The organism is Saccharothrix espanaensis DSM 44229, assembly GCF_000328705.1.
Taxonomy (GTDB): Bacteria; Actinomycetota; Actinomycetes; order Mycobacteriales; family Pseudonocardiaceae; genus Actinosynnema; species Actinosynnema espanaense.
On sequence record NC_019673.1, the window covers coordinates 2,318,742 to 2,331,000 of the forward strand.

A 12,259-nucleotide genomic window follows, 5' to 3' on the forward strand; every position below is an offset into this window, starting at 1 on the left:
ACGACGGGCGACACGGTCGGTTGATCGGTTCGGGTCATGACGGCCACTGTGGACAGCTGAGCGGACGAGAGAGAACCGGATGACCAGAGACAACAACCCCGAGACGGTCACGGAGCTGGACCGCCTTGACGCGGCGGTCAAGGCAGCGCCTGCGGGAGACACGGCGGCGCAGATCGCGCTGTGGCGGCAGGTGACCAGGTTGGAGCACTGGTTCTTCATCGCGCGGGGCTCGGCCGACCGACCGGTTCCCTATGCCGTGGCCGCCGAGCAGGGGTCGATGATCTGCCTCTTCAGCAGCGCCGCGCGGGCTGGTGACGCCACCCACACCCTGGGACTGGTCGACTCGGAGAGCGGCGCGGCGCCGTTGTTCAGCGTGCCGGTGCCGGCCGCGATCGACTACGTCGCCTCGTTCGCCCAGGCCGGCGTCTTCGGTGTGACGCTGGACCACCCGCGGCTCGGGCACTACATCCCGTTGGCGAACCTGGGGCTGCTCAAGGGCTGGGTCGACGGGGCCGCGCAGTGAGCGGCGCCGACCCGGGCGACGGCTTCGTCGAGGTGATCGCGCGCGAGGTGGAGGCCGACCCCGGCAATCTGGCGTTGCGCGAGGACTTCGTCACGCTGCTGCTGAAGCAGGACCCGGACAGGGCCGCCACCGAGCTGAAGGCGTTCGAGGCGCTCGGTGGTGATCCGGCGCGGGCACGCGTGCTGCGCGCTCGGCTGATGGCGGCGCGGATGCGGACCTCGAACCCGCCGCCGCCCGCCGAGACCGCGCCCCCGGCCGCGTCGTCCGTGCCGACGGTGCGGTCCGGGGGGAGCGTTCCGACACCGGTTCCGACCCCGGCCCCGGGAGACCGCCAGGACGGCGGCGCTGCCGCGTCGGCGTCGCTGTGGGACGCCGAACGCCCGGCGGTGACGCTGGCCGACGTCGCGGGCCTCGCCGAGGTCAAGAAGCACCTGGACATCGCGTTCCTGGCGCCGCTGCGCAATCCCGAGATGGCGGCGGCGTTCGGGCAGAAGCCGGGCGGCTCACTGCTGATGTACGGCCCACCGGGGTGCGGCAAGACGTTCATCGCCAGGGCGATCGCCGGCGATCTCGGCGCGTCCTTCATCCACGTGACCCTCGCGGACCTGCTCAGCCAGTGGATCGGGGAGAGCGAGAAGGCGATCCAGAGCGTGTTCCGCGACGCGCGCGCGGCAGCGCCGTGCGTGATCTTCTTCGACGAGTTCGACGCGCTGGGCGGACGGCGCACCTCCGGCGGCGGCGGGTCGCAGACGATGCGGATGATCGTCACCCAGCTGCTGGAGGAGCTCGACGGCGTGGCCGGCGCGAACGACGGGGTCTACTTCCTGGCCGCCACCAACAGGCCGTGGGACATCGACTCCGCGCTGCGCCGACCGGGCCGGATCGACAAGACGGTGCTGGTGCTGCCACCGGACGCCGTCGCCAGGGCGGCGATCGTCCAGGGCGCGCTGGAGGGCAAGCCCGCCGACGGGGTGGATGCCGTCGCCGTCGCGGCGGCCACCGAGGGGTTCTCCGGGGCCGACCTCAGCCATCTGACGACCACGGTGCTGCAGCAGGCCATGGTCGAGTCGATGAGCAGCGGTGAGCTGGTGCCGGTCACCACCGACGCGGTGCTGGCCGCGGTCGGCGGCATCATCCCGTCCACGACGTCCTGGTTCGACCAGGTGGCGCCGGTGCTGGAGTACGGCGTCGACGACGGCACGTTCGATCAACTCCGGGCGTACCGGGTCAGGCGGGGCATGCGATGAGCGACTTCGGCCGCACGGCCACCGACGACGACGCCGTGGAGCGAAGCCTCGACCTGGCGTGGGAGCTCTTCGCGGCACAGCCGACGCATCCCAAGGTCGCCGAGCTGGCGTTGCGGGTGCTCACGGCCCAGCCGGAGCGCAGCAGCGTGTCGCTGTTGCTCGCCAACCACCGCGAGGTCTGCGGCCAGGCCGGCGAAGCGCGGCGCCTCTACCTCCAGGTGGCTGGTCGCCGCGACCACCAGTTCATCAACGCCGCTCGCGCCCTCCGACACCTGGCGTTGGCCGAGCATGATCACCCCGAGGCGCTGCGCTGGGCGCGCGCGGTGCTGGGCGAGGACCAGGAGGGGTGGGGCGACTGGATGGAGCTCGGCTTCGCCCAGGCCTGCTGCGGGGAGCACGAGGACGGGTGGCGCCAACTCGACGAGGCGGTGGCGCTGTGCGCTCGGACGACGCCGGACCAACTGCCCACCGCGCTCGGGCAACGGGCGGTGCACCTGCTGGGGAGCTTCGCCCCACCCGACCGGTTCGTCCCCGCGGCCGAGGAGGCCGTCCGGGCCGATGCGGCGAACTCCTGGGTGGCCCTGATGCTCGGCTGGTCGTACCTGGTGCAGTACCGGTTCGCCGACGCCGAACAGCTCGGGCTGCGGCTGCTGCGCGAGAACCCGACCGAAGACCTGCTGCAAGGTCTGGTGGGGACGGCTCGGACGATGCTGCGGATCGTCGAGAACGCCCAAGCCCAGGACATCACGCTGGAGGACATCCGCCGCACCGGGGCGATCGAGTCGGCGTGGCGGCAACTCCGCGACCAGCTGCTCGGCACCGACCTGGCTTCCGCGCTGGCGGCGTTGGACGACGTGATGCCGGCCGACCTGCGCGCCACCCTGCGACCAGGGGTGTCGATCTCCGACCTGCCCGACAGCGACAAGCTCGGCTCCGAGGTCGCGGAGGAGCTGGCGGCCTGGCACGACGGCCAGCAGCCCGGCTCCGGTGCCGCCTGGGGCCTGGCCGAGTCGTTCCGGCTGATGTCGGCGGCCGAGATCATCGCCATGAGCACCGGGATCGAGGCCGACCCGGCAGCGCACCCGGACTGGCCCGAGAACGAGGTCTGGGAACAGGTGATGACCGACGAAGCCGGGGCGTACCTGGTCGTCGTCGCGCACGGGGCGCTGGTCAAGCGTCGACCCGGACACCCCGACGAACCCGTCGCCGAGTCGATGGCCGACTGGATCTGGGACCGGGTGGCCGACTTCGGCGGTCGGGACCCGCGACCGGCACCGCGCAGGACCGAAGCTCCCCCGACCGACCTGCCCGCCGTGCCGGGGACGTCGTTGACCGGCGTCATCACGACGATGTACGCGGCACTGGGTGCGTCCGAGCGCTCTGCGCCGTACGCGGAACTGCGCGGCCTCTTTCCCGGCTTGACCGTGCGGCACAGCGCGCTGGACCCGGTGGGCTCGACTCCCGACGGCGTCGACCTCGCGTTGCTCGACGGGCTGGTGAAGAAGGTCACCGTCGATCTCACGCTCTGCCCGAGCGCCGACCGGGTGATCGCCGGGCTCGACCTCGACGGGCAACGCGGGCCAGCCGACGCCTACGTGCGGTCGCACGGCGCCCTCCCGCACAACAGCTGGGAGAACCGCGCCACCGGCGAGGTCACCGTCAACTACGACCTCGCCGAACATCGGCTGGGCTTGCAGTGGCAGGCAGGGCGACTCGTCCGGATCTCCGTGTCAGCCGTCGGCCGGTCGACGGCTGAGTAGGGGACAAGACCCGGTGGACGTGCCGGGGCGCTCGCGACGCTGTTGGTCGCCACCGGAGTGGAAGGCGTTTCTTTTGCGTGGGTTGTGATCGCTGGGTCCGATGACCGGGTGGGTGGCGGTCTCGGGCGGCGGGGGTTGTTGTCACACGACGGATCGCCAGTGCTCGGGTACGGGTTCGGGGTGGATCGGGTCGCCGCAGACCCTGTCTTGGTAGAACCAGTGGTGGAACTGGTCGGGTTCCACGATGCGGTTCTGGTAGCCGCGGTGGTTGTCGATGTCGTCCTGCGCTGTGTTGTGGGTGGTGCGCAGGCGATGGCGGCGGTGGCAGATGTCGTAGTCCATGCGGTGCAGGTGGATCAGGTACAGGTTGGGGTCGTGGTTGGTGGCCTGGTCGATGCGTTCGTGGAAGCCGCCCAGCCAGGTCATCGGCACCCGTGCCAGCAAGGGCTTGGAGTACAGGGTGTTGGAGAACCAGGTCGACCGCTGTTCCAGCACGCCCCGGCCGGCGTCGAACGGCGCCTCGCTGTCGTTGCGGTGCAGGACTTCCCAGCCGGTGCAGTTGACGAAGTCGTGGTCGAACTGGTCGATGTACTGGCCCAGGTCGCAGTAGCGCGGGTCGGGGGCGACGATCTCGTCGACGTCGGTGCTGAGCACGACGTCGTAGCGGTCGACCAGCTCGTGCTGGTGCTGTTGCACGATGTCGCGGTGCCAGTCGCTGCTGAACTCGTCGTGGTGGATGGGGATGCGCGTGAAGCGCTCGTCCGGGGGCAGGCCGGGCTTGGGCTGGTGCTCCAGGACGTGGATGTCCTCCGGTGCGAAGAAACGGGAGTAGTAGCGCAGCCAGACCGGGAAGAAGTCCGGTTCGTCGCGCACCAGCGTGACCAGCGCGCGGGTGTTGCGGCGGCGGGCGGTCGGCCGCAGGTGCCAGCGCTGCTGCGGCCCGTGCCAGAAGTCGTACTGGGCCAGTCGTGCTTCGTGCCCGGCGTCGGCGTTCCACAGGTCCAGGTACTTGCCGCTGGCGGCGTTGGCCAGCGCGTGCCCGCCCGAGCGCAGCGGCACCAGGCGCCACTGCTGGTGCCGGGCGTCCGGCTCGGGGGTTTCCAGGACGACCTCGGCGCCGTTGTGGTCGGCGGCGCCCGCCACCGACAGCACCAGGCCCCCGGCCGCGTTCTCCAGCACGACCGTGTGGCGGCTGGTCGGAGGGCGGCGCAGTCGCCACCGCTGGGCCGGGGCGGCCTTGTCCGGCCAGCTCTGGTGGATGCGCCGGCCGTCGACGGTCAGGGCCTTGCCGCTGGCCGTGTTGACCAGGGCCAGTTGGCTGTTGTGCGCGTACGGCATGTCAGACGCGCTCCAGGACCCAGTGCTGGTTGTGCTCTTCCTGGTAGGTCGGGTAGTCGCCCCAGTAGCCCTGCTGGCTCACCCGTGCGTCGGGGTCGAGGCTCTGGTTCTTGACGTCGAGGACCTTGCCGCTGTGCAGGTTCTGGATCCGGAACACCGGCCTGCCGCCGACGGCGGCCCCGGCGGGGACGAACAGCCACTCCTTGTGCTCCCCGTTGGGGTCGGAGCGGGTGAGCACCTCCGCGCCGTTGGCCGTCGACATGCCCACGACCTCCAGGTAGCGGTCACGGGCGGGGTCGCAGTTCTTGATGCGGTAGCCGCCGCCGCTGACGGGGACGAGTTCCCACTGCACGGCCGGTGCGCCGTTGTCGACGTTCTGGTCGATGTTGGCGCCGTCGCCGGTCCAGTTCGGGTCGTCCAGCTGGAGGTACAGATCGCTGAGGGTGCAACGGATCTTGTAGCGGCCGGTCAGGTCGGGCACGGTGATCTTCACGCGGGTGGAACCGGTCCGCACGCCGTCCACGTCCACCTCGACGTCGCCCTCCACGGAGATTTCCCGGGTGGTGGGTGCGGTTGTGGCGGGTGTGGCGCTGGGGAACTCCAGTTCGAAGTCGAGGAGCTGCTCCTGGGTGCCGGGGAAGGGGCCGTAGCCGGCGGGGTGGATCTGCACGAACGGCTCGATCTCCCGGCCCGGCACGAGCCGGACGTTGCCGATCGTGCCGATCCCGGTGGTGCCGAGGTCGATGATCGTCTGGACGATGGTGGCGGGGGTGATCCCGTCGGTGTAGGTGCCGCCGGTGGCGGCGGCGACCCGGCTGCCCTGTCCCGCGGTGCCGCCGATGGGGCAGTTGCCCTGGTAGGGGGTTCCGTTGGACAGCGGCACGGGGTCGACGTCCAGGCCGGGGCCCGACGCGCCCGACGGCGTGCTGACCACCAGCACGACGATGCCCTCGACCTGCAACTTGTCGATCACCGAGTGCTCGGTGATGTTGTAGGTCAGGCCCGACACGCTCTGGCAGATCGGGTCGTGGGCGGGCGCGTCGCCGATCCACAGGATGATCCGCTTGGCGTCGGCGCGCCAGCCGATCGTCCCGCCGGGTGGTTGTGCCAGGTGGTCCAGGGCGAAGTACTGGCCTTCGGCGGTGGTCGTGCCGCCGGCCGTGGTCCACGCCCCGATGCCGTGCGCGGCCGCCGCCGAGCTCGCCGTCAGCGAGAGTTGGTGGTGGAAGCGTTGGGCGGCCGGGAAGTCGAGGTCCCGGTAGTTGCCGACGCCGAACTGGACGTCCGCGCCCACCTGGCCCGCCGCGGTCACCAGCCGGTTCAGGATCTCCTCGACGCGGGCGCGCACCGCGTCGATGATGCCGGTCATGCTTCCCGTGCTGTCGACCAGGAAGTAGACGTCGATCTTGGGGATCGCGCCGCTCGCGGGCAGTCGGACCTGCACCGTCTCCCGATGGCTGTCGGTCGAGTCCGGGTTGGTCGACAGCTCGACACCGGCCGGGGTGATCGGTGTGGTGTTGGGCATGGGCGTAGCGCCTCCTCGTCCGGGCAACGGGCCGGCCACGTGCTTGCGGGCCTCTCGCCGAGGATTACAACCACGATCCCGCAAAGGAATAGGGGCCCTGCCCCTCAACCCGAAAGTGTGCAGTCCGCCGTCGACTGGCCGGTGTTCCGAAATTCACCCGTGCAGGTCATCTACACCCGCTTGCACGCACCCCGAGGTCGCCTCTCACCACCCCCGCTCTCGGTCGTCCTGGTGATTCCGCACTACCCCTAGCGGGTGTCGGCGGCCGGATTGCGCCGGCGTCTTCACGCTCAGCGACAACGCGGCCGCCGGTGCGTCGCACCTGATCGGGCATGATGGGCCGGCGCGACGAGGGTTGATCCTGTGTAGTGGGCGTGACATGGGGAGGGTTATGTCCTTGCTGGCCGGCACCGGCATCGGTGCGGTACTCCTGACAGTGTCGGCATTGGTTCGGATCGGATTGGGGGAATCCTCGAATGCGGTCAGGGGAAACACGCGTGAAGGTGCGGGCGGACGATCTCGGGACGATCTCGGGCCGAACCGCCAAAACCGATCGGTCACCATTCCCGAGCAGTGTGTCGATGGTGATTCCGGCGCACAACGAGGAAGCCTCGATCGCGGGCACCATCCGGTCCTGCCGTGCGCAGAGCTATCCGATTGACCAGATCATCGTGGTCGCCGACAACTGCACCGACCGCACCGCCGACATCGCCCGCGGCCTGGGCGTGGTCGTCATCGAGGGCAAAGGCGGGTCGAAGGCGTCGGCGCAGAACATGGCGCTGTCGCGGATCACCAGTGACGCCGTGGTCGCACTGGACGCCGACGCCACCCTGTCCGCGCACGCCGTGGCGCAGATGATGGACACCCTGCGCCGCGGTTTCGCGGGGACCTGCCCGTCGGCGCTGCCCTGCGACACCACCACCCCCTACAGCCAGTACCGGACGCTCTACCACGCGATCGCCAACGGGTGGGTCCGTCCGCTGCAGGACGTGTTCGACCGGCAGCTCGTGCTCAGCGGCATGGCCAACTGCCACCGCACCGACGTCCTGCGCGAGGTGGGCGGGTACCCGGACGACAACATCACCGAGGACTTCAACCTCACCTGGACCCTGCACCGCCTCGGTCACCGGGTCGGCTTCACCCCGGAGGCCGTCGTCTACACCCAGGAACCGACCTCGCTGCGCGAGCTGCTCGACCAGATGCACCGCTGGACCGCCGGGTTCGCCCAGACCATGATCAAGCACCGTGCGCCGATCATGGACGGCCGGGCGTTCGTCGTGGTCGCCTCGCAGGTGGTCGACTCGCTCATCGGCGGGCTGGCCACCTGCACCCTGGTGCCCTACATCGCCCGCCACGGTGTGCTGCGCGGACTGCGCAGCTGGTGGAGCCCGCTGTGGGTGGTCGTCACGGTGGCCTCGCTGGGGGTGGCGGTGCGCCAACTCGGGTGGCGCACCACGCTGAAGTGCCTGCCTAGCTGGATAGTCATGCAGTACCTCACCGGCCCGCTGACCGCGTGGTGGCTGTTCCGCGAGTGGGTCCTCGGCCGCCGGCTGACGACCTGGACCGGCCGGCACGGTCGCCGGCCCGCGCTGACCCCGGTGACCAGGAACCGCAAGGCCGTGCTGGCCGCGGCCGTCGCCGCGGGCACGCTGGTGGCCGTGCGCGGGTGGTTGCTGCGACGTTCACCCGACCAGGCGCCGTAGCAGGCCCGGTGCCGGCGACACCGCGCCGGTCAGGTCCGAAGCCGGGAACTCGCGGTGGAAATCACGCAACTGCCACTCGTACGCCTCGGCCGCGCGCGCCAACTGCTTGCTGTCGACGTCGTCGCCGCTGGGACGCGCCTTGCGATCGCACCACGTCCTGACCGCTGCCTCGACCAGCATCGAGACCCCTACTGCGGCGTGCCCCGCGTAACGCCGCGCGGCGCGACGTTCCGGCACGGCGTCCACCACGCGTCGCAACACCTGCTGCACGGCCATCGCGGTGACCGCCTGCGACAGCCAGTTCGCCCCCACTCCCGCAGCCAGCGACCCGCCGTCGCCCGCTGCCCGTTCGGCGCGAGCGGACGTCGTCCGCAACACCTGGGACAGCACGGACAACAACGGCACCAACGCCTGCCGTCCGGCGTCGTCGCCCACGACGCTGACCGGGATCAAACCGATCGACCACGGCTCTGCCGGCCGTGCCGACAACCGCCGAAGGGCCGACGTGAACCCCGGCAGCCCCAGCAACACCTCGCGCACCTGGGCGAGCGAGGCCCGGTCCGCCACCAGGTCCCACTTGGTCACCACGAACCGAACGGCCTTTCCCGGGTCCGTCAGCAGCTTCCACGTCGCGGCCATGGACCGCCCGAACCCGTCCCGGTCACCGTCGAGCAGGGCCGCGACCCGCTCGCCGTCCACAACGCACAACAACGCGTCGGCCGCGCGGACCCGGGATGCCAACGCCCGGCCCACGTCGGGCCGTGCGCCGGCGGCGGCTCGACCGTCGTAGTCGGCCAACCGGGTCTCGAACAAGGGCGGCCCGCCTTCCGGTCCGGCTTCGAACCACAGGTCGACCACGGTCCGGCGGCGGGTGCCCATCGGATCACCGGGCTCGGCCGCCTGGAACGACCGCCACGCCTCGTCGAGCACCAAGGCGGTCACCGGGTCCGGTCTGATAGCCCGCGCCGATGGCCAGTCCGCCAAGCCCTGTTTCATCGCGGCCAGCAGGCGACTCTTACCGGCCCCCGCCGGTCCAACCGGAACGATGTCGATGAACGGCACGTTCCGCACCGTATCGAGCACCGCCTCACACCGTCGGCTGTGCCTGAGCCGACCACGTCCGCAGTGCTCACCCACCGCCACGATGGTGGGCCATTCGAGGCATCCGTCGCCATCTCGTGAGCGATCGCACGGCACCGGCCCGCCACGCACACCCGGAAACCCACCTTCCGGACAGACCCGATCCCACCATCGGTGGAACTTTCTCCCGGACGTCACCTGGCATGGGCACAAGCTGACAGGTTGAGTGGCGCTGGCAGTGGTGCATCGGCACTAGGATGGCATCCATCTGCGGTGCACGCGGCGCGGAGAACGCCGTTGCTCGAGATCCGGAAGTTGTTGTGCGAGCGGACCTCGAAGGCGTCGGCGAGGGGGACGAGGGTTGCCCTGTCCGGCCGACTGCCCGCGTTTTTGGGCGAGCGGCGGTTTTCGCCTGATTCTCACTCTCCCAGGTGGCACGCCTTCGAAAGGGGCAGCCGCCGGCATCGCTCCGGCGTCGTGCACCTCGGGTGCGTTGCGGAGTTTTTTGGCCCGGTGTCGGCGATTCCGCGACTCGGAGGCCGGCGACCGCGCACGAAGGCTCGCAGCCCGACACGTCACCGGGAAACGTTGAGACTCCCGCGCGTGCTGCCCCCGCCCCGCCTGCCGTCGGTGAGGCAGAAGCCGTGATTTACCAAGGGAATCGTCAATCGATGGTCCGCTCTATGAGGCAGGGCACCGATGTCGATGTGGGTCAAGGACTGTGTCAACGCGAGGACGGGCAGGAGCCGGGCGCGGACAGTTCGGTCACGCCCCACGTTCCGCCGCCGGACAGTGCGGACGGCCTGGATGCCCGGGTGCCGCAGGGCTCGGCGTAATCCGAGCAGGGACACGGGACTTGCTTCCGTTGTGACGCATGGTGATATGCGAATCGCCGTGCGGATGCGTCGTTTTCGGGGCTGTGTCATGGTGGCGGACGTCGGGGCTGGTTGCCCCAATCAGCCATTGATCACAAGGGAGTCGCACCATGTCCCCCGTCATCAGGCAGCACCAGGACATCCCGCCCCAGCAAGCGGTGAAGGTCAAGACCGTGCTGGAGGCCGAGAACATCACCGTCCACGTCGTGGGCTTCAGGGGGCGTGCGAAGGCCACGCTGAGGGAAGCGACGACGGGCAAACCGATCGTGGGCGAGAACGTCGAGTTCTACCTCAACGGCACGGACGCCCACCTGGGCGACAAGCTGACCGACGGGCAGGGTGTGGCCGCTTACGAGAGCGGCGGCCACATCCTGAAGTTGCAGGAGGCGGTCCAGGCGTGGCAGGAGGGTTACACCGCCAGGTACCGGGGGAGCGACAAGTACGAACCGGCTCCCGACTCGACGGGAAACGTGAACCTGATCCCCACCGTCTGACCGATCGGGCAGGGGTGGTGCCACACCGTTGGGCGGCACCGCCCTTGCCGGCGATGATCCCGGCGACTCGCCGGACCGGTCCGCACCGCCCACCCAGGAGGAGAGCAGCATGAAGAAGCAAGCCGGCACTGCCACCGCCACCGCCGCCGCTCCGGCCGTGCAGATCCCGAACTTCATCAAAGAGGGCCAGTTCCGCAGGCCCGCCGCGGCACCCGATCCGTCCGTGGAGGTCAGGTCCCCGGAGCCGGAAGCCATGCGGCCCTGGGACGTGACCGGGGGATCGGTGGTGGTGTACAGCCCGAGCCTCGCGCACGCCGGCCACCAGGCGGTGGACATCGGTGCCGCCGTCCTGGAACAGGACTTCGAGGCACCGGTGGGCGCGAAGGTCGAGATCACCTGGATGCACAGCCGCAACACCGACGCGAGCTGCCCGGCGATGAACCAGGCGTACGGCGCCGCCGTGTGGCTCGGCGACACCCAGGTCGTCGCCCACAGCTACGAACCGGATGGTGTCGGGTTCGTCGCCATCCCGTCGAAGCTGACGCTGAAGTTCACCGTCAACAGCGCAGCGCCCTACACGCTCAAGTTCACCGGTCGAACCCCGGATTCCTGTGGCGCGCTGATCTACAACGTCGTCGGCCAGGGTGTCGGCAGGTCCTGACCGGACCGCGGCGCACCCCGCTCCCGCGGAGGCTTCCCCGCCCTGCGGGATCTTCCCTGTCCCCCGAACCTGGAAGGCAGGCCCGCATGGCAGTGGAGATCGAGAACCCGGCGTTCGCCCGACCCGCTGTGGACCCGGCGAGGGAGTTCCTCACCATCACGGGCCCGGACGGGCACACGATCCCGGGATGGCGGGTGACGATCGGAAAGGTGCAACTCGTCCCCCTCGGCGCGCACCAGCGGCCACGCGGCAACGGCGAGGTGACGCAGGCGTTGCGGCTCAAGGAAGGCAGCGCCCCGGGCGTCATCGGAGAGATCCGTCAGGAGGTCCGCACCTCCCCCGGCGAGCAGGTCACGTTGACCTGGTGCGAATCGGCCGACATCACGAGCGCCGCGCGCTCGGCCACCAACGAGCAGAGCTACACCGTGACCGTGCGACCCACCGCCGGCGGCAGCGTCGGCCCGGTGGTCTTCTACCCCGGTGACGACGTGCGCGGGCCGCACTGGCAGTCCCGCAGTCTCGACTTCGTCGTCTCCGCGAGCGTCACCACGATCGAGTTCCGAGCGAGGATCGAAGGCACGCAAGGGCCGCTCATCGCCGGCCTGGGCGTCATCGGCGGCAGTCCAGTGCCGCCGGTCGCCGACCTCCGGCTCACCCAGGCCGACCCCGATCCGGTGGAAGCCGTGCTCGGGCAGGCGGTGCGGCTGAACATCGAGATCGAGGCCACGACGACCGAGCCGGTGATCAAGGAGGGGGTAGGTCAGGTCTTCACCGCGCCGACCGGTGTCGTGTTCACCGGTGTTGCCTCCTACGGCTACTTCGGTACGCGGCCGCCGGTGACGGGGGACCTGAACGCCACGGTCGGCGACGACGGCAAGACCATCACCGTGCACGACAAGCTGGCCATCAACACCTCGCCGCAGACGATGGGAGCGGTCACGTACACCTTTGAGATCCTGGTGCCGGCTCCTGCCGAGCCCGGAACGTACGGCGACGGGACGGCCAAGGTCGACACGCAGAGCATCCCCGTGGTCGTCACCGTCCGCTGAGCTT

10 protein-coding genes are annotated in these 12,259 nt (G+C 70.1%); 7 read left to right on the forward strand and 3 right to left on the reverse strand.

What is annotated here, in order from left to right:
* The first annotated feature begins 79 nt into the window (after positions 1-79).
* Genes BN6_RS10715 through BN6_RS10725 form a run of 3 tightly spaced genes read left to right on the forward strand, consistent with a single transcriptional unit; the run spans position 80 to position 3,530 of the window.
* The gene (locus BN6_RS10715) at positions 80-523 is read left to right on the forward strand and encodes a hypothetical protein (protein ID WP_015099634.1); all 444 of its coding nucleotides are present in this window, start codon (positions 80-82) and stop codon (positions 521-523) included.
* Positions 520-1,770, forward strand: coding sequence for an ATP-binding protein (locus BN6_RS10720; RefSeq protein WP_015099635.1), 1,251 nt, complete (start codon positions 520-522; stop codon positions 1,768-1,770). The genes BN6_RS10715 and BN6_RS10720 overlap by 4 nt, the downstream gene beginning before the upstream one ends.
* On the forward strand, positions 1,767-3,530 hold the full coding sequence (locus BN6_RS10725; protein WP_015099636.1) for a tetratricopeptide repeat protein: 1,764 nt from the start codon (positions 1,767-1,769) through the stop codon (positions 3,528-3,530). The genes BN6_RS10720 and BN6_RS10725 overlap by 4 nt, the downstream gene beginning before the upstream one ends.
* A 141-nt stretch (positions 3,531-3,671) precedes the next feature.
* On the opposite strand, the gene BN6_RS10730 is transcribed toward BN6_RS10725, so the two are convergent.
* Both BN6_RS10730 and BN6_RS10735 read right to left on the reverse strand, forming a co-directional pair.
* Positions 3,672-4,868, reverse strand: coding sequence for an RICIN domain-containing protein (locus BN6_RS10730; protein WP_015099637.1), 1,197 nt, complete (start codon positions 4,866-4,868; stop codon positions 3,672-3,674).
* A gap of 1 nt (position 4,869) precedes the next feature.
* Positions 4,870-6,393 (reverse strand): RICIN domain-containing protein, encoded by a 1,524-nt coding sequence (locus BN6_RS10735; protein ID WP_015099638.1) that lies wholly within the window; start codon positions 6,391-6,393, stop codon positions 4,870-4,872.
* Positions 6,394-6,869: 476 nt separating this feature from the next.
* On the opposite strand from BN6_RS10735, the gene BN6_RS10740 reads away from it, so the two are divergent.
* Positions 6,870-8,096 carry a glycosyltransferase gene (locus tag BN6_RS10740; protein WP_015099639.1) on the forward strand — a complete coding sequence of 409 codons (1,227 nt, stop codon included), beginning with the start codon at positions 6,870-6,872 and terminating at the stop codon, positions 8,094-8,096.
* Here the strand turns inward: BN6_RS10740 and BN6_RS10745 are convergent.
* Positions 8,076-9,038 carry a hypothetical protein gene (locus BN6_RS10745; protein WP_041312556.1) on the reverse strand — a complete coding sequence of 321 codons (963 nt, stop codon included), beginning with the start codon at positions 9,036-9,038 and terminating at the stop codon, positions 8,076-8,078. The two genes, BN6_RS10740 and BN6_RS10745, sit on opposite strands and share 21 nt — an antisense overlap.
* A 1,123-nt stretch (positions 9,039-10,161) precedes the next feature.
* Between BN6_RS10745 and BN6_RS10750 the strand changes: the two genes are divergently transcribed.
* The 3 genes from BN6_RS10750 to BN6_RS10760 all read left to right on the forward strand — a co-directional run bounded on the left by BN6_RS10750 (position 10,162) and on the right by BN6_RS10760 (position 12,255).
* On the forward strand, positions 10,162-10,545 hold the full coding sequence (locus BN6_RS10750) for a hypothetical protein (RefSeq protein WP_015099641.1): 384 nt from the start codon (positions 10,162-10,164) through the stop codon (positions 10,543-10,545).
* Between the two features lie 109 nt (positions 10,546-10,654).
* A complete protein-coding gene (locus tag BN6_RS10755; RefSeq protein WP_015099642.1) occupies positions 10,655-11,206 on the forward strand; it encodes a hypothetical protein in 552 nt (183 codons plus the stop codon).
* Positions 11,207-11,292: 86 nt separating this feature from the next.
* Positions 11,293-12,255, forward strand: coding sequence for a DUF642 domain-containing protein (locus BN6_RS10760; protein ID WP_015099643.1), 963 nt, complete (start codon positions 11,293-11,295; stop codon positions 12,253-12,255).
* Positions 12,256-12,259: the final 4 nt, after the last annotated feature.